At 40.8% G+C, this 18,851-nt stretch carries 18 protein-coding genes; all 18 read right to left on the reverse strand.

The genetic code is table 11. From position 1 onward, the window contains the following. On the reverse strand, window positions 1-1,368 hold the full coding sequence (locus NCCP133_RS00065; protein WP_264802876.1) for a phosphoribosyltransferase family protein: 1,368 nt from the start codon (window positions 1,366-1,368) through the stop codon (window positions 1-3). Then, window positions 1,295-2,506: an HpcH/HpaI aldolase/citrate lyase family protein gene (locus NCCP133_RS00070; RefSeq protein WP_264802878.1), complete on the reverse strand. Its 1,212-nt coding sequence runs from the start codon at window positions 2,504-2,506 to the stop codon at window positions 1,295-1,297. Before NCCP133_RS00070 ends, NCCP133_RS00065 begins: the two co-directional genes overlap by 74 nt. A 137-nt stretch (window positions 2,507-2,643) precedes the next feature. Further along, complete coding sequence (locus NCCP133_RS00075; protein ID WP_264802879.1) at window positions 2,644-3,414, reverse strand: TerC family protein; 771 nt, start codon at window positions 3,412-3,414, stop codon at window positions 2,644-2,646. A 238-nt stretch (window positions 3,415-3,652) separates the two neighbouring features. Next, window positions 3,653-4,234 (reverse strand): TerD family protein, encoded by a 582-nt coding sequence (locus NCCP133_RS00080; protein ID WP_264802882.1) that lies wholly within the window; start codon window positions 4,232-4,234, stop codon window positions 3,653-3,655. Window positions 4,235-4,343: 109 nt separating this feature from the next. Beyond that, complete coding sequence (locus tag NCCP133_RS00085; RefSeq protein WP_264802883.1) at window positions 4,344-4,931, reverse strand: YpjP family protein; 588 nt, start codon at window positions 4,929-4,931, stop codon at window positions 4,344-4,346. Between the two features lie 86 nt (window positions 4,932-5,017). Then, on the reverse strand, window positions 5,018-6,196 hold the full coding sequence (locus NCCP133_RS00090; protein WP_264802885.1) for an LL-diaminopimelate aminotransferase: 1,179 nt from the start codon (window positions 6,194-6,196) through the stop codon (window positions 5,018-5,020). Between the two features lie 434 nt (window positions 6,197-6,630). Then, the gene (locus NCCP133_RS00095) at window positions 6,631-7,404 is read right to left on the reverse strand and encodes a class I SAM-dependent methyltransferase (protein ID WP_264802887.1); all 774 of its coding nucleotides are present in this window, start codon (window positions 7,402-7,404) and stop codon (window positions 6,631-6,633) included. A gap of 110 nt (window positions 7,405-7,514) precedes the next feature. After that, on the reverse strand, window positions 7,515-7,949 hold the full coding sequence (locus NCCP133_RS00100) for a BrxA/BrxB family bacilliredoxin (RefSeq protein ID WP_264802888.1): 435 nt from the start codon (window positions 7,947-7,949) through the stop codon (window positions 7,515-7,517). Between the two features lie 361 nt (window positions 7,950-8,310). Continuing rightward, window positions 8,311-9,981 carry a dihydroxy-acid dehydratase gene (ilvD, locus tag NCCP133_RS00105; RefSeq protein WP_442874233.1) on the reverse strand — a complete coding sequence of 557 codons (1,671 nt, stop codon included), beginning with the start codon at window positions 9,979-9,981 and terminating at the stop codon, window positions 8,311-8,313. A gap of 443 nt (window positions 9,982-10,424) precedes the next feature. Then, window positions 10,425-11,561: a conserved virulence factor C family protein gene (locus NCCP133_RS00110; protein WP_264802892.1), complete on the reverse strand. Its 1,137-nt coding sequence runs from the start codon at window positions 11,559-11,561 to the stop codon at window positions 10,425-10,427. A 160-nt stretch (window positions 11,562-11,721) separates the two neighbouring features. Then, window positions 11,722-13,602: an ABC-F family ATP-binding cassette domain-containing protein gene (locus NCCP133_RS00115; RefSeq protein WP_264802894.1), complete on the reverse strand. Its 1,881-nt coding sequence runs from the start codon at window positions 13,600-13,602 to the stop codon at window positions 11,722-11,724. Continuing rightward, complete coding sequence (locus NCCP133_RS00120; RefSeq protein WP_264802896.1) at window positions 13,599-14,246, reverse strand: HD domain-containing protein; 648 nt, start codon at window positions 14,244-14,246, stop codon at window positions 13,599-13,601. Before NCCP133_RS00120 ends, NCCP133_RS00115 begins: the two co-directional genes overlap by 4 nt. 267 nt (window positions 14,247-14,513) lie before the next feature. Further along, a complete protein-coding gene (locus NCCP133_RS00125; RefSeq protein ID WP_264802898.1) occupies window positions 14,514-15,362 on the reverse strand; it encodes a DegV family protein in 849 nt (282 codons plus the stop codon). A 100-nt stretch (window positions 15,363-15,462) separates the two neighbouring features. Continuing rightward, a complete protein-coding gene (locus NCCP133_RS00130) occupies window positions 15,463-16,317 on the reverse strand; it encodes an amidohydrolase family protein (protein WP_264802899.1) in 855 nt (284 codons plus the stop codon). Between the two features lie 184 nt (window positions 16,318-16,501). After that, window positions 16,502-16,918: a hypothetical protein gene (locus NCCP133_RS00135; protein WP_264802901.1), complete on the reverse strand. Its 417-nt coding sequence runs from the start codon at window positions 16,916-16,918 to the stop codon at window positions 16,502-16,504. Further along, on the reverse strand, window positions 16,915-17,076 hold the full coding sequence (locus NCCP133_RS00140) for a hypothetical protein (RefSeq protein ID WP_264802903.1): 162 nt from the start codon (window positions 17,074-17,076) through the stop codon (window positions 16,915-16,917). The genes NCCP133_RS00135 and NCCP133_RS00140 overlap by 4 nt, the downstream gene beginning before the upstream one ends. Before the next feature lie 46 nt (window positions 17,077-17,122). Next, the gene (locus NCCP133_RS00145) at window positions 17,123-18,601 is read right to left on the reverse strand and encodes a GNAT family N-acetyltransferase (protein ID WP_264803626.1); all 1,479 of its coding nucleotides are present in this window, start codon (window positions 18,599-18,601) and stop codon (window positions 17,123-17,125) included. 28 nt (window positions 18,602-18,629) lie between these two features. Beyond that, window positions 18,630-18,845, reverse strand: a complete 216-nt coding sequence (locus NCCP133_RS00150; protein WP_264802904.1) for a hypothetical protein — start codon at window positions 18,843-18,845, stop codon at window positions 18,630-18,632. Window positions 18,846-18,851 lie beyond the last annotated feature (6 nt).

The following is an 18,851-nucleotide window of genomic DNA, read 5'->3' on the forward strand; positions in this document are numbered from 1 at the left end:
TCATCCACCTCCATTGAAATATACGATTTTAATAGCTTTAATGTATTTCTTTAAATGATTAATAAGATGACCAAGTGTGTCATCGAAGGCTTTCCTCTCAAGGAAAAGGAAGAGCTCATCATAATGGTTTTCAGGAATGTTGTAAACATATTGCGCCATATCGCGATCTTCAGGGTTTGGAAAAGCAAGTCCGTGTTGAGCACCGTAATTTACTTCATTCCATACATAAATCGGACTGCGGGTTGTTGAATGAAACTTAACACCTTTCCCCATTAAAGAAGCAAGTTTCATGGGGATGTACATAAATTCCCCTGTACCAAGGCATAGAGTTTTTTTGCCAGTCCTTCTGCCGGATAAAAAGCTTCCAACCTTTACTAAGTCAATTTCAAGTCTTGCCTGGTCTCTCTCATCCAGCCCAAATCTGCCGGATTCTTTTAAATAAGGGCAATGTCTGATCTCTCCGCCAAGAGTGACAGAGGGTCCCATTTCGTAAGCAAACAAGTCAGGAAATTCACTATCAATATGAATATATGAAACTTCTGCACTCTCTGCTGAATCTTGTGTATTTGAATGGATATCTCTTACTTCCGGAGAACCTGTTACTTTAACTTCACCTTTTAGAAGGGATACACAGTGGATGGTGATTCCCAACTCTTTTTCGAGAGTATGAAAGCGGGCCTGGTCCAATTCAGAACGCCAATCTAAAATAGATACTACTGTATAAACATCCCTAGGAAAGCGTTCATGAATGGAACGAATAATATTTATAGCTGTTTTCCCAGTTGTCATTTCATCATCAACAAGAATAATTTCCCGTTGGTTATCTAATAGACTGCCATCAACATAACAGCGGTGAGAGGTTGCGTGGGAATGCTCCTCTTCAAAAGTAATAACTGGAGCCTTACTTGGAAGCTGCTCTCTAGTAGTATGAAAGAAATGGGCCTTTTTAAAAGATTGGAAGAAAGCATGTCCCAGCGCCGTCGCTGTTTCAGCAAATCCTATAATAACCGGATTATGTTCTTCACCAATGAAAGGACTGCCATTAAAAGCCCCAATATCATCCCTAAAGGCCGAAAGAAGTTCTTTAGTTTTACCTGTCTCTTCATTCTTCACCTTTTCCAAATAACGGTTTGCAAGAAGTTCTCCTGTGAGAAGTCCGATTCGCGGATTTATCGGAATATGCTTCCCAAGTACCTTGCTGACAAACAAAAAAGACCTTTTTTTATTTATTCTCGCCGCCATTACAAATAAATCTTCTGCTGAAATTTGATACGGATTATCTGTAATGTTTATCTCAACGCCTAACGAATTGAGGATCTGATGCGAATATTTTGTTTTTGAGAAGGTCAATGTATGTGTATTCTTCATAAAGCACCCCGTATATCTCAGATTTTAACAAAATTTTCCTTGCCCAATATAAATGAGGCTTAATTTCATTCATTTTGTTTTGGTACGTACTTTTCATAACGCCTTTTTTTCCGTTTGCCTGGTCGACAATGCTCAAAGCATCCAAATACTCTTCAGCCGTTACAGTATTCAAAGCTTGGACAGGTCTTATATGAGTAGGATGTATAATCGTTTTGCCGGTAAGGCCGTTTGTCATATCCATAGCGATTTCCCTGATTAAACCGTCCATATGCTTATCGATTAAATCGGTCCGCATTTTTAATCCATCCTGTCCAAGACGTTCCCTAAAAGGTGTCTGCCTGATTTGAGGCTTAAGGAGCCGTTCCTTTGACGAGAAGTATTCCCATACCGGACCTGAGATCACATATGGATTGTCTGCACGCAAGAAGATATTGATAATATCTGAAATGCAATCTCTGATAACAGCTATATCATATACTGTCATATCAGAATTTCTGCGAATTCCATATAGGCCGCTAAAATCTGTAGCCCCAATCCTGACATTCAGTATTAAATCCTCATATTGATCCAAGACCTTTTTAATGCCAATTAACTCTTCCAGCCTAGTTTCCTTCTGGATAATTTGTTTGGTTTCCAGAATAGGCATGGCATATAAACAATATCCATTAGAGTTGATATGATTTATCTCACTTAATATTTTGCTGCCTTCCAATGGGGAAAACTTGGGAATCACAATCCCTGTAAGCATATGCATACCATTCTGAATTCTATTTTTCAATCTCACAAGCTGCTCATAGCTTCTGATTCTCACAAAGATTAAAGGGAGATCACCCTCATGGCAAAGACCTTTAGCCAAATCCATACTCAAGTTCCCCAATTCCAAAGTAAGCAGATCTTCTGCCTTTTCCACTTCATCATCACCAATTGCATCTTCAAGGCATATTACCATGGAAGTAAGGCCTGCATGCTTTTTTGAGAGCAGATCCTGATGAATATTAGGCCTTGTCGCCGGCATATATAAAGTTGCCCCAAGTGCATAAGCCAATAGATTCCTATCGGATCTTTTATTGAAATAACCAGGCTGTTTATAGAAAACCTGATTCAGTTTTTCATCCGGGAGATCGGAAAATAATCTCATTTTTGCAGCTCCATTCTTTCTTTTGTGGGCAAAAAGTCATTAAAATTTACCCCCTTTATGCAAAAAAGGATAAAAAGAAAGGGAGCGGACATGTGTCTGATCCCTTTTGCTGATAGTTGGTTATAATTGTTTTAAGATTAATTTGCAGTTTCTTGTTCTTTCTTCTTGTTTCTGTAGTGGACAACGAATGTTCCTGCAAACACAACAAGCAGAAGGATAAAGAAATGAATGTGTTCTACATGAACTCCAAATACACCTAAGAGCATCTTCGCTGCGATAACTAAAATTAGTACATATGCAGCAGTCTCAAGTTCGGGTATTCTATCAATAAGCTTCAAGAAAACTCCGGCAACTCCACGCATCATCAATACGCCAAGCATACCGCCTAAAAGAAGAACCCAAATTTCCTGGCTTATGCCAAAAGCAGCCAGGACACTGTCTACAGAGAAAGCAATATCCATCAGCTCAACCGCTGCAACTGTTCCCCAGAAAGTGCCGAATAAACGGATTAGCAGGCCTTTCTGATTGATGCCTTCAATATCTTCATCCTCTTCACCCAGACCCTTTTTCTTGTCTATAAAGTACTTGATGGATAACCAGGCCAGGTAACCCGCACCAATAATTTTAACCCACCAAAATTCAATGAGATATACACCAATTCCGATTGCAATGAAACGGAAAATATAAGCACCCAACAAACCATAAAACAGGGCTTTTTTGCGTTGCTTTTCTGGCAAATGTTTTACCATTACCGCAAGAACCAGTGCATTATCTGCAGACAAAAGACCTTCCATAATAACAAGCGTTCCAATTAGTCCCCAGCTGACAGGGTTAGATAAAACATCAACCCACATTTCCCAGTTGAAGAATTGGGCATAAGTATGAAGAATTCCTTCTAAAACAGACATTCTTTTATTGTTCCCCCTAGATATTCCATTCTATTTTGTTCGTATAAAGTGAAACTTAAATCAGTGGGGGTTTTTCCCATTGATTGTTAGTTGAACAATCGGGCCTTTAAGGGCAGTTGGACTCCTTTTCATCATGCTTTGGTTCCTCATAATCTTAGCCAAGGAGTCTTACTGCCCGTTAGACCGTGATAAAAAGCTCGGCATTGCCGAGCCTGTATTAAGCAAATATACCTCTTTATTATCCAACCTGTAAACCGAAATCTTTTGCCAGTGCAGCCAATCCGCCCTGGTATCCGCTGCCGATTGCACTGAACTTCCACTCTCCATTATGTCTATATAATTCCCCAACTACAAGAGCTGTCTCAATGGAGAAATCTTCACCAAGATCATAACGGATCAATTCTTCACCAGAATTCTCATTAAGGATTCTTACATAAGAATTAGAAACCTGTCCGAAGTTTTGGCTGCGTGCTTCCCCATCATGAATTGTAATAGTAAAAGTAATTCGTTGAACGCTTGCAGGTACATTTGCAAGGTCAATTTTCACTTGCTCGTCATCGCCTGCACCTTCACCTGTACGGTTATCACCAGTATGTACAACAGACCCATTGCCGCCAGTAGAATTGTTATAGAAGACAAAATCATTTTCGGAAGTAACTTTTCCATTATCCCCAAGAAGGAAAACGGAAGAATCAAGGTCAAAGTCTGTTCCGCCATCATATTTGTTTGTGTCCCATCCAAGACCTACAACTACTTTAGTCATACCTGGATTCGTCTTGGTTAAATCAACTTTTTGTCCTTTTGATAAACTTACTGCCATTTGAAATCAAACCTCCATTAGTAGAATAAATGTATATACGATATAGATCATGGAAAGTTTCATAATCCTTAAAAATATTTTTTCATAACATAAGATTTATTTCAATGTTTTAACTCATCCATTTTGGAGGTGTATTTTTATCCCAATAAATCGCACCCAAATCATGATGGGCCTGAAAACAATCATGATGAGTATGGTAATGAAAGTTAAACCAGTAGCCTTGCTGAGGGGGATGGTCCCTTCTTACATGAAAGCGGATCACATCTTCATTCGTCTGGCTATTCGTAATATGGAAAATTTTCTCTGATACTCCACCTCCAGGAGTTTCGGTCACTCTTAAATGGGCAAGGCTTTCATCAGGAAATTGCATTGCCACCTCCTGGATGGCTTTTTCGATATTCGGAATAATCACTTCATTGAATTCATCTTCTATAACCGGACCAATTTTTGTGCCAAATTTCTCATACGATTGCACTCCAGCTTCTTTGACCATCTGCCTGATAAAGATCTCTTTATCAATTATATTGACATCATCAGCAGTGGACTCTGTACTTTCTTCTGCTTCCTCTACATCTGAAGCTTTTGAAGCCTTCAGGTGATTTGTATTTTCATATAGAAAGGCCTGAGAAGGCGTTACCATGCCAAATGTAAGTATGGTTATGAGGACAAAAAAGGATTTTCTTAACCAGTTTGGCATAATACTCATCCTCCTTTCCATTATTTAGATAAACTTTAATGAGATTTCTGTCCACCCTAAAAACAATGCAAAATTAAGCTTCCCAACTAAGCAAAAACCTTTTTTAATATCCCGCTTTTTTGAATATTGGCTACAGCTTGCTGCAGTATCTCTTTAGGCTGGACAAGCGCAATGCGGACATACCCCTCTCCCCACTCTCCGAAAGCATTGCCAGGTGTAACCACCACATTTGCACGGTTTATTAGTTCAATGGCAAACTGCTTCGAACTATATGGGGCAGGAACCTCTGCCCATAAAAACATAGAACCTTCAGGTTTGCTGACATGCCAGCCGATATTGTTCAGGCCTTCCGCCAGTACATCTCTTCTTCTTCTGTAAATATCTCTTAAGCTGGTTAAAAAGCCTGATTGATCCTTTAGCGCTATGGAAGCTGCAGCCTGAATAGGCAAAAACACCCCATAATCCAAGTTCGATTTAAAGTTAGCCAGCAGATTGATTAGCTGTTTATTTCCTGCCGCGTATGCAACCCGGCAGCCAGCCATATTAAAGCTTTTTGAAAGGGAATTCATTTCCAGTCCTACTTCCATAGCTCCTTCCACTGATAAATAACTCAATGGCTTTTGCTCATAATAAAGCTCGGAATATGCATAATCATGTAAAATTACAAAATTATACTTTTTCGCAAGACGAATAGCTTCGGTATAAAAATATTCAGTAGCCATAGCAGGAACTGGGTTACCTGGAAAATTCAAAATCATTAGCTTTGTTTTTAGCAGTATTTCTTTTGGAATCTCAATCAAATCCGGCAGAAACCTGTTTTCTTTTTTTAACGGCATGCTGTACATTTGAGCTCCAGCCATCCCTGCACCTGCAGCATATGCAGTGTATCCCGGATCTGGGACAAGGATTAAGTCTCCTGGATCGCACAGGACCATAGGCAAATGGACAAGCCCATCCTGAGATCCCATCAAGAGGAGCACCTCTGAATCCGGGTCAAGCGACACATTGTAATTCCTCTTGTAGTAATCGCCTACAGCTGAATGAAATTCCCCTGTTCCTATTAAGGAATAACCGTATAAATCCGGATTCTGAGAACTTTTAGCCAACGCATCTGTTACGAAACTTGGCGGAGGCAAATCAGGACTGCCGATGCTTAGGTCTATCATCGGAACTCCATCTGAAAGTTTAGAATTCTTAATTTGCGCCAATTCTGCAAAAACACTTTCCCGAAAGGAAGACATTCTTTTTGAAACAGGAAAATCCATTTATACCCTTCCTCGCTATGTATCTTTATTCTCACTATCTATTATACTGCTTTTTAAAAAAAATGAAAATTGATTTCATTAATCCCCCATTAAAACAATAGTTATGTAGTGGAATATAAATTTAGGCGATTACAAATCATTTAAGCGGGAATAATAGTAAGAAAAGCGCAGGGCGCCTTGACCACCCCCGACAAGCACAAGACGCGCCTCGAGAGGGTAGGTGCCTGGAGCTAAACAGTTCTATAAGTTCAAAGGGATAATAAATTCTGATATCAGAACAAAATCGTTTTCATTGAATGCAAAAGACGACAAAGGGGGAATTGAGGATGGAGTGGTCTCTTGTTTTTGTAATTGCAAGCTTGCTGCTGCTGGCTTATTTTGTTTATCTGTCTATTGCCGACTAAATGTAAAGGTGCCGAATATCCTGGCACCTTTTAATTTTCCAATACTCCAAAATGGAATTTCGAAGATTTACGTGTATATACTTTGAAACCGTATTCCTCAAATCTCGGGCTTCTAAAGTGGTCTTTCAGAACAACTTTTTCTCTGGCGACCCGTTTCGCCTGATTGATGATTTCTTCTGACAAATCATCATATACAGCAAACCGGCTTAAGGCTTTGATTCCATCTGACTCAAGGATGGTTTCCTCAAACATGGGATCTAAATACACAATATCATGGCTGTCATCAGGCATGCTCACTAAAAACGGGAGTGACATCGTATTCTTAACCTGTATTCTCCTCATTGCAAGATCCATGGATTCCAATCCTGATTCCCATTGCCCAAGTCCCTTGCCTACAATGCAGGAAAGATATTTATTGCCCTCCAGACTTGTAACCAAACCTTCATTTCCAACTGTAAAGCTCGCTACTATACTGTCAGATCCAAGACCTAGTGTACAGTCCAGAATGCTCTTGCCTTTTTCAAGCTCTGCCGCCTGTATGAAAGGATCGCTCTCCCCTCTTAAAAGGCGCTTTATTCTAAACATGGCGGAATTGGGATGAAAAAAAAACGGCTGGCTTTCCCCCAATGGAAAAAGTTCTAGACGCTCTTTCCCCACTACAATACAATCATCCTTTAGAAGATTGTGCAGAGTATTAACCGCTCTTTTATTCCGGTCTATATACTCGGAGTCTAAATCGTCAGCTATTTTCCGGGCTTTATCCTTCATTTCCTGGTTGGTCCGTCCTGCTGTGGTAATGATCATGATATTCACCTGACTCTTTTTTGCTGTTGGTCCCGAACAGAAATTGGCTGGTTATAGAGAAAAGGGTGCCAAGCTGACACCCTTTGCCCAAAACACTCTTTAACTAAGTATTAGCAGTTGGCTTCGATTGCCTCAAGAAGATTCTCCATAATTGCTTCCATTGGGTGGTCTTCAATATCATGCCGATGAATAAAGTGTACAACTTCCTTTCCTTTCAGCAGCGCCATTGATGGAGATGAAGGCTCATATCCTTCGAAGTATTCGCGCATCTTTGCAGTTGCTTCTTTATCCTGGCCAGCGAAAACGGTAACTAAATGATCCGGTTTCTTTTCGCTTCTTAAAACAGCCTGGGTTGCCGCCGGGCGAGCTAATCCAGCTGCACAGCCACAAACCGAATTCACAACAACGAGTGCCGTACCTTCATGGCTTCCCATAAAATCTTCTACCTCTTCAGGAGATGTCAGCTCCTTAAATCCCGCCTGCACAAGTTCCTCGCGCATCGGCTTAACCATTTGTCTCATGTATTCTTCATACGCCATTGACATATTATTGCCTCCTCTATCTGCTGCCTTTTGTACAGTTAGCATACTATAACCATTAGCAATAATGCAATTTTTCCACGTTGCTATGAAACTTCCAAAAATGCGGCAAGCATTTGTCTGCATATCTAAGAAAATTGTTCTATAGGAGCTATTTTGTTAATCTTTCACCTAAGTGTGTATTCAATCAGGTGAAATTAGCCGAATTGAGATTTAATTGCCCCTTCGCATCAATTTATCGGCCATTCCGGGGGTTTTACCGGGCAAATCTTTCAATTTATCGGTCAGAGAAACCCCAATTTAACTGCCAATACACAGTATTTTAATGCACAAAAAGCCAGCCGTAAGTTGGCTGGCTTTTAACGTTTTAAATTTTCATCACGCCGCCTGTGCTTGCATTGGTAACAAGCTTTGAGTAACGTGCCAAGTAGCCTTTCTTAACCTTTGGCTCGAAGCCTTTCCAATTGGCTTTCCTCTTTTCAAATTCCTCATCGGAAATTTCAAGGCTGATTGTACGGTTATTTAAATCAAGCTCAATGATGTCCCCGTTTTCAACGAAAGCAATCGGGCCGCCTTCTGCTGCTTCAGGCGAAATATGTCCAATGCTGATGCCGCGGGATGCACCGGAGAATCGGCCATCCGTAATCAGGCCGACTTTTGCACCAAGGCCCCTTCCGACAATTTGGGAAGTTGGAGCAAGCATTTCCGGCATGCCCGGCCCACCTTTAGGGCCTTCATAGCGAATGACTACAACATTGCCTTCCTGTACTTTGCCGGTAATGATTCCGGAAAGGGCATCTTCCTGCGAATCAAAGCAAATGGCAGGGCCTCTGTGATAGCCGCCTACCGATTCGTCGACTGCACCGACTTTGATAATGGACCCTTCAGGAGCAAGATTTCCGAACAAAACTGCAAGCCCCCCCCGCTTGGAATGCGGATTCTCAAGAGAACGGATAACATTTCTGTCCAAAATCTCACAGCCCGCAACGTTTTCCCGCAGTGGCTTTCCAGTTACTGTCAGACAATCTCCATTTAATGCATCAGGCTTTTTCAGCAATTCATTTATAATCGCACTTACACCCCCAGCATTATGTACATCTTCAATATGGTAATCAGAAGCAGGTGCGATCTTTGCGAGATGTGGAACCCGGTTGGCAATTTCATTAATGCGTTCAATCGGGTAATCAATCTCTGCCTCATGTGCCAATGCCAAGGTATGAAGGACTGTGTTAGTCGATCCGCCCATCGCCATGTCCAAAGCAAAAGCATTGTCGATTGCATCCATTGTAACAATATCGCGCGGCTTGATATCTTTTTTAATTAGTTCCATCAGCTGTTTGGCAGAACGTTTGACAAACTCCTTCCTTTCCTCTGATACAGCCAGAATCGTACCGTTGCCGGGAAGAGCAAGACCAAGGCCTTCAGCAAGGCAATTCATGGAGTTCGCTGTGAACATTCCTGAGCATGATCCACACGTCGGACAAGCAACTTGCTCAATTTCCTGCAGCTTTTGTTCATCAATTTTTCCGGATTCATAGGCACCCACTCCTTCAAAAACAGAGCTTAATGATAATGGTTTTCCATCCGAGTCTACTCCTGCTTTCATCGGGCCCCCGCTGACAAAAACAGTTGGGATATTCACCCGTAAAGCACCCATCATCATGCCAGGCGTTATTTTATCACAGTTCGGGATGCAGACCATGCCATCAAACCAATGCGCAGAGACGACAGTTTCGAGAGAATCTGCAATAATCTCACGGCTCGGAAGGGAATAACGCATACCGATATGTCCCATGGCAATTCCGTCATCAACCCCGATTGTATTAAATTCAAACGGAACTCCGCCCGCTTCACGAATCGCTTCCTTAACGATTTTTCCAAATTCCTGCAAATGCACATGCCCAGGTACAATATCTATATACGAGTTGCATACCGCAATGAATGGCTTGCCGAAATCTTCTTCTTTTACACCAGCAGCTCGCAATAAACTCCTGTGCGGTGCGCGGTCCGTCCCCTTTTTAATCATGTCACTTCTCATTTGTGTGTCAGTCATAGTATGTAAAACCTCCAATTTACCCTAGATTCAAAACCTATTATTCTATGGGAATGAAATGAAGAACCTCCCAAATATTTCTTTACAATATAGCCTTTTTTTCAAATAATTTCAACAATTTTCACTAATTTAATATATTTTTTTGCTTTAAAAGGGTAAACTGCAATGTATATAAGAAGTGGGAAGAAGGAAACAAGTTAAGTCATGATTGGAGTCAGACTCCATCGCATTTATTGGATATAGTTTAGCGAGAGAAGGAAAAGTTTAAAAACATAGTATTAGCCCGATAGGAGAATTAAGTTAGGATCTAGCACTTTTTCCTAGCGCTTCAGCCAGGAAAGGACTGGAGCTTGAAAAACTCCTTCTTCAATAATCACGTAATCAAAAAAACCGCCCAGGCCGATGCCCATTGAGCGGTTTTATTTTTCTTATTCTTGTCCTTGCTTACGCGATTCAGTCATTTGCTTCCACACTGAACCTTTTGCTTCTTCTCCATGTTCAATCCTTTCGATTGCCAGTTTTATTTGCATGCTCACTTCGAATTCCGGATCATCTTCAGCAGCAATTAATGAGGCCAGAGCACTTTCATCTCCCACCTCGTATAAAAACATGGCAGCACGCCAGCGCACAAGTTTGCTGTCATCCTGCAGCGCTTCCTGCATGGCATCCATTGCTTCCTTAAAGCCTAAATCAGACAAGCAGTCTCCCGCTGTACGCCTTACCGTCACGGTTTTATCCTTTAATGCTTTATATAGGAGCGGAAGAACCCCTTTATTTTCTATCATACCAAGATATACAGTCGCAAGCCTTCTGATTGAAGCTTTTTCATCGTTCAGGGCTTTCTCCAATACTGTGAAGTCTTCTACAGTTGGGTCATCCATTTGTTCGAGCTTTTGGTAGCGAACTCGCCAATCAGGAGAATCAAGGTCTTCTGCAGCCAGTTTTAAACGCGGACGCGCATGCTTTTCTTCTGCTTTTTCTGGACTTTTGGCAATTTGAACAAGGGTCTGCAGCCTTCCTTCAGGATAAGAAGCCATAAGCTCTTCTACAAGATCATGGCCAACCTGGTCAAAGTCTCCATAACGGACGCCAAATTCTTTCCACTTGCGGACCATCACGACATTGTCTGCTGGGTCTTGAGCCTCTCCAACAGCTTTAATAAAGTTCTCTGGCAATCCAAAGCGTTTTTCTTCTGAACCACCAGAAAGCTTTACTTGCATAGGGATTCCTTTGTACATTTGGACAAAGACCTGCACTTCTCCAAAGTGCTCATCGAAGCCATTTTCATCGCTGCTTTCATTTGCAACGTCCTCGCCAAAAGCAGAACGGACTTGAGGAAGCAGCTCTTTCCAGTCATATTTGGCGTTTCTTTCAACTGCCAAAAAGTCTGCCACATGGTAAACGCCCTTTACCCCTTCAATTGCAAGAATATCCAGTATAACCTTTGGAGCGCCTTGGCTTTTATCTTTTTTATAATTATTGCTTTTTCCCATCGGAAGTTCTTTGTCCAGAATAACCTTCATCGTATTCGGACTTGGTGTTGGTTCAATAGCTTTTATTTTCAATGAGTATCACCCTTTTTTAATGTTTTCACGTTGGCAACTGGTCTTATTCTACCATAAGAAGAATCACGTGGCATTTTATGTGTTTTTAATGAAAAGGGTTGGGTTAACAGAGCTGATTAAAGATAAAAACCCGAAGCATTCGCCCCGGGCTCTAGTTTCCTCATTCGTTTTCAGCTATTTCTGAAAGGCAGCTCCATCTCTCAATTAAATACTCTAGTTCTTCATTAAGTTTGGCTTCTTCTTCCACTAACGACTGTCCTTTTTCAAAATCGCTCCCAATATTGGCCATTTCTGAAGAGATCTCTTCCAGCCGGCTTTCAACTGATTCAATCTTGCTATCAATCTCTTCCCATTCTTTTTTCTCCTTGTACGTCATTTTCTTCTTTTTAGGCTTCATTTCCTTCGGCTTTTCTGGAACTGAACCATTTTCATGAACTGGTTTTGCACTTTCCTTTTCAAGAAATTCGCTGTAATTCCCATAAAAAGAATCGACCTCGCCTTCACCTTTTAAGACAAGAAGCTGATCGGCAACTTTATCAAGAAAATAGCGGTCATGAGACACAGTAATGACCACTCCCGGGAAATCATCCAGATAATCTTCTAAAACCGTTAAAGTTTGGGTATCAAGATTATTGGTTGGCTCATCGAGCAGGAGTACATTCGGCTCGGACATTAGAATTTTCAACAAATACAGCCTGCGTTTTTCTCCTCCGGAAAGCTTTCGGATAGGAGTGCCATGAGTAAACGAGGGAAATAGGAAACGTTCCAGCAGTTGTGCCGCAGAAATCGTTTTTCCATCTGTTGTTTCGACTACCTGTGCCGTTTCCTTTAAATATTCGATCATGCGTTTATTTTCATCCATATCTTCGCTTTCCTGTGTATAATAAGCGATTTTTACTGTTTGTCCAATAATGCGTTCACCCGAATCAAGCGGAATCCGGCCAGCCAGAATATTCAGCAAGGTAGACTTTCCGGTACCGTTCCTGCCAATAATCCCGATTCTGTCTCCTGCCTTTACCAACAGATCGAACTTATTCAAGATAAACTGGCTGCCATATTTTTTCGTAGCATCTTCCAATTCAAAGACCTGTTTCCCAAGACGGCTGCCGCTAAGGGACATATCAAGCTTTTCTGTCGTTTTAACATTAGCAAGCTGACTATCGAGTTCATCAAAACGCTGAATTCTGGCCTTTTGTTTTGTTGTGCGTGCTTTTGCCCCTCTTCTGATCCATTCAAGTTCCCTTCTAAAGAGGTTTTTCTGCTTTTCTATTGTTGCGGCTTCGTTTTCTCCTCTACTTGCCTTTGCTTCCAAAAAAGCTGCATAATTGCCTTTGTAACTGTAAAGATTTCCGCCATCTAGTTCAAACATTCTATTAGTAACCCGGTCAAGAAAATAACGGTCGTGAGTTACAAGCAAGAGTGCTCCCCTGTATCGCCCCAAATATTCTTCAAGCCATTTGACAGATTCAAAGTCAAGATGGTTAGTCGGCTCATCCAAAATCAGCAAATCTGGTGACTGAATCAAAACTTGCGCTAGGGCAACCCTTTTCTTTTGTCCGCCGGATAACTCCCCGATCTTTTTGTTAAAGTCTTCGATTCCGAGCTTTGTAAGAATTGTTTTTGCATCAGTATTCACTTCCCAGGCATTCAATGTATCCATTCTTTTTTGAATCTCAAAAAGTTCTTGCTGTATAGCTGAATCTTCTGGACTTTTGCCGAGCTTCATCAATGCCAGTTCATACTCTTTCTGCACAACTAGGATTGGGGCATTTCCTGCAAATACTTGCTCGAGTACGGTCAGTTCAGCATTTAACTCTGGCTGCTGGGCTGAATATGAAATGGTGTAGTCCTTCGGAGTGACAATTTCCCCTGAATCCGGCTGGTCAATGCCTGCCATTACTTTTAACAAGGATGATTTCCCCGTACCGTTCACTCCAATAAGGCCTACTCTCTCTTTTTCAGCGATTGTAAAAGAGATATTTTTAAAAAGCTCTTTTTCTCCATATGTTTTTGTTACATTCTCTGCAGAGATCATTTTCATGCTTGACCATTCCATTCTTTATAAAATTGCTGCAAATACTGTTCCATAAATTTGTGCCGTTCTTCCGCTATTTCCTTTGCGGTAACTGTATTAAACTTATCTTTTAGCCTTAACAGCTTTTCATAAAAATGATTGATCGAAGAGGAATTTCCATTGCGGTATTCGTCTTCAGTCATTTCATCTCTGACTTCAATGACTGGATCATAAATTGCCTGCCCTTTTTTTCCTCCATAAGCAAATGCTCTTGCAATCCCCAGTGCTCCGATGGCATCCAGTCTGTCAGCATCTTGCACAATTTCGGCTTCTCTGCTCAAAACCTTATTATTAAGTCCGCCTTTAAAGGAGATTGAATAAATAATATCTTTAATTTTACTTTTAGCTTCTTCATGTATTTCCAAAGTCGCCAGGAAATCGGAAAGCTTCTCTTCCCCTGCACCTTTGGAAGGATTAAGTTTTTCATCCGGTATATCGTGAAGCAAGGCTGCCATTTCAATGATAAAAAAGTCGCCTCGCTCCTCTTTTTTGGCTATGTATAGGGCATATTTACGCACCCGTTCAATATGATGCCAGTCATGTCCGGTTGAATCATCTCCCAGCTCATTCCGAACAAAATATTGTGTATTATGTATAATTTTTTTGTTCAATCATTTCACCTGCTTTCAAACTTCATTGTCCATTTTAACATTAGTCAGGGAAAAGAAACATCGGCAAGCATATTCCATTTTTCAGGGGGATCCGCTGTAAATGTGAACTTAGCGAATAAATTAATCAAACTTACGAATAAATATTATATTTAGCGAACAAAACTTAAAAATTAGCCAATAATCCAGTTTTCATCAGATAAAAGCCTGGATCAAGAAACCATTTTCATAGATTTCTTAGTCCAGGCTCCTATGATCTGTCCATTATTGTTAATCCAGGCCATTAAGCCAGCTTATTCCGAGTGTATTTTCCCCTGCATGGACTCCTATTGTTGCTCCTAGTGAATAGCAGCCAAATTTTATCGCAGGGAATTCCTTCTGCAGCTCTTCCTTCCAACTTTCAGCTTCATCAGGATGAAGTCCATATAAGATAAATACTTCTTTGAGCGGTTTCTTTTCATGTGAGTTTCTTAAAAGCTTCATAATTTTTTCCTTTGCCTTTTTCTCGCTCCTGGCTTTTTCCCTGACACTTAGCTCACCATCATGAACAGAGATAATAGGCTTAACATTCAGCATGCTTCCAAGAAAAAATTGAATCCCTGACATTCTGCCGCTCCGATGAAGCTGTTCAAGGCTTCCGATCAGGACATATGTCTCCCCGGTATCCCGCAGAATCTCAATTCTCCTTATAACTTCTTCAGCAGCTAATCCTGATTCCGCCCACTCCATACCCTTTAGGATCATTCTCGTTAAAGGGTATGAAAGAATCTTAGAATCTACACTGTATACTGGTATATCCACAAGCTGTGACGCCTGTTCACTTGAGGAAACTGTGCCGCTGAGCTTTGCGGATACAAGGACTGCAATAATCGCATCATACTTGCCTTTCAAATTTTCGTAAAGGTTCTGAAATGCTCCAATCGATGGCTGAGATGTCTTAGGGGGAGTATCAAGAGTTTTTAAACGCGCATATAGCTCTTCCGGTGTTAAATCAACTCCATCGGTATACTCATTTCCATCCATAATGATGGTCATGGGTATTTGATACAAATCAGGATGGTTTTTTAATTCTTCATTCAGATAAGCAGTGCTGTCGGTTACCCATGCAATTTTAGCCATTTTAAACCGCCCCCTTTATAATTATTTATATAGTATGTACGTAAATTAGACCAAAATAATGGCAGGGAGTGAACTGATACATTCACTCCAGCCGAAAACCTTATGACAGGAAAGGTTTAATTTTTGGATAAACCTTTAATGCTGTATTGTAAAAAATATCTTCATGATGCTCCTCAGGGATCAGCTCTTTAATAAAATCAATGTAAGTGCCAACCGGTGCAAGAGGCCAGTCAGTTCCAAACAATAATTTGTCATAGGAATCCGCAAAAACCAGGGCATGCCGTAGATGATCCAAAAATCTCCCTTCACTGTGTTTCTTCAATTCCTTTTCCGGTCCAACAATTAAGCCTGATAGATCTGCATAGACATTTGGATTCTTATAAATGATTTCAGCCCCTGTCAACGTCCATGGGTCTCCAAAATGAGCCATCAAAAAATTTACTTTTCGGTGTTTAACTGCAACTTCATCAATGGCCAAAGGATGTGAATATTTCAGCAATCCTCTTTCAGAATAGATATCACCGGTATGAAAAACTACCGGAACAAGATATTTGGCAGCCAGAGAGTATACAGGCTCATATACTTGATCATAAGCATAAAAGGGATAATATCCTAAATATATCTTAATACCTACTACATTAGGTTTTTGGAGGTCAAGTTCCAGCCTATCAAGTGCCTCTTGATTTACATCATATGGATTAATGCCAGGGCAATACACGATATTGGCAGGTATATTAGCTGCCAAATCAAGCCCCATAGGAGTCTTAGCCTCGTAGTCAGGAAAGCCCATTTGGTCTGTTTCTGTGAGGCCCATCGCAATGCTAAGGATCACATTTGCTTTTTCGAACTCTTCCTGGTGCCCTTTAAATGAATAATCAACTAAAGAGAGTTCATTTGCTGTATGGTGAAATGATTTAATATATGAAAAATGAATATGTGCATCTATAACTTTCATGTATTCTCCTTTAACAGAATTCTAGGTTGTACAGACTCTTAAAAATGGTTCCCTTGATGGTTCTTTCATCAAAGAGGATATAACCCGGTTTTGCCAGAATGGCTGCTTTTCTTTCAGAAATAACCTGGAATGCTTTTTTATTCATATATGCTTCAAGGTACTCACTATCTTTGCTCCCTACTACCTAAATATTCTCGGGAAAATGGCAGTTAGATATATAGTTCCCATCTGCGAGCTTAAATGATTGCTCTTCTATTCCAGCCTGATAGCGTGACTCTTCATCTTTGTCACGCACTGCAAGTGTAAGATCTGTCAAGGAACCGCCTGATAAAAACAAATCTGATATCCATTTTTCATCAGCAAGCATCTTTCCGCCTGCATCTTCAGCTTTTACCCAATGAGCAAGAACAGGAACACCTGGCAAAAGCGCAAAGTACTGGGTGTAATCAAGTCCTTTCCAAAGGGGATGATGTGTTATTTTCGTTCTGATGGCAAGTGCCGTCCATTCATTTCCATGAGAATCTATAAGACTCTTAAATTCAGCAGCAGTTTCCTCTTTTAACAAAGAAAACACACTCATATGTGAAGGCGCGGTTTTCATGCCGCCTGCCCATGGATGGAAGTATCAAGCCATTCCCGATTCTGATAGGAAAGCGAAAATAGACCAGGATAAAAATCCGGGGCTGCTTTAAGTCGGATGATGCCGTTATCGAGCATATATACTGAATTGCCGCCCTGGTTCTCCTTAAATGCATCCATATTACCTTCAGGTATAAGCAGAAGATCATTTAGCTCCTTTTTCTCACTATCCAGGCTGATGTCTGCCTTTACTAACGTTAGAGGCCTTAATTCCCCTTATAGGCAAATTCGCTGAAATCTTCTTCAATTCCTCTTTTTGTCTAAAACTTGAGGACTGTTTCTTTTCCTCATTCAGATAAAGCTCCATGGTACCATCCAGAAAGCTTGAACGATGGGTTTTTATGGTGTACTCCACTTCTTCCAAGCCGTCAGCAACAGGGTTTCCTCCATTAACAATCAGAGCCTTTTCATTTATTGGCTTAGCCTTATAGAATTCAGTCGTGTACGGCTTGCCAAGCTTAGGAATGAAAAACGCAAATGGCTGGTGCATATCTTCATTTCGGCCTGCCGTTATTTTATAATCAAATTTTCGAATATTCACCTGGCATATCCCGTTGCAAATATGCCAATACTCTTTTGATACTCCACCAAACTTCTGTCCGAAACTCTTGAGGGGCACACCAACTGCACTGCTGTTGAAGATAAGCTTGCCCCCATCATTCTTCTTTGCCATAATGGAGATCAACGGATTGTAAAACCCGTATTTCTTCACCCTATAAGGAATCCTAAGAAGTTTTCTTTCATTTATCAGAAGTTCTAAAGTGAATTCCCGTTGTGTTAAATCAACAAGTTCATCTTCTGAAAAAGATAAATGGAATCGGGCTTCCTCTTTAAGATTGTTTTCCACTTCCAGCTCCAGTTCTGCTTCCTGATGCAATAACCTTAGGTTTCCTTTGGATACACCTTTAATTTTAGCTGGCTGCTTTGGATGCAGCCCAAGGCGCAGCTCACATTCCTCGCCATCCAGCCAAACTTTAACCACTAAGGAAGGATGTGTTTTCCAGACACTTGGTTCTTCCCCTTCATGAACAGTTAATTTCCCGTTAATAAGGGCTTCACAGTCAACCAGCATTTCATATTCAAAAGCCGATTCAACTCTGCCTTGATTTTCGCCCGCTGCCCTAAATGAAACAGGCTTTCCAGTTTTATTAATAAACTTTAGCTTGAAATGTTGGGTTTCATTTTCGATTAATTCATAATCCTGCATAGTCAGTTCAAGAAGATACTGTTCGGTATTTATATAACTAATCCCTCTGCTTGTTCTTTCAAACCTTACCCTAGCAGCCTTCTGATCTTGTTTCCATTCATATTCATAAAAAGTAAAACCGTTTTCTTTGATTCCATCCGGCTTTACCTCAATTTCTCTTACACTGTCCTCATACCAATCAAGTTTTTCAAGCACCGGCTTAAGCAGCGGAGTTCGATACAGAGCAGGGATAAAATTCATGAGATGAGTCGTTTCATCTCTGTCTTCCCAGAAAAAACCGCATTTTTTATAAAGCGGCACAGCCTTAACATTCCCAGGCCATGTATATAAATCAAGACGAGGCCATCCCAATTCCACTGTTTTTTGAAGAGCTTCCAGCACAAGCATCTTTCCAATCTTTCTGCCATGATAATCTGGCCTTACATTAAGAAGCGGAATATATAGAGATCCTGTATCTTCCTTATATTCAGATAGCGCAACATCCGACTACCTCTTCACCATCCAAAGCTAAAAACAAAGCGATGTTCCCATTATTTGCTTCCTTCGTTTTCACCTGTTCTTCAGTCATGACGCAAGTATCCCCGCCCCAGCTATCGCGGCTAAGATTCCACATTTTTGCAACACCTGCAGCAAATCCCTCATGATACTCAGCCATTTTAATTTTGTCCGTACTTTGAATCATTTTTTG

Source organism: Cytobacillus sp. NCCP-133, from assembly GCF_026011715.1.
In the GTDB taxonomy this organism is placed as follows: Bacteria; Bacillota; Bacilli; order Bacillales; family Cytobacillaceae; genus Cytobacillus.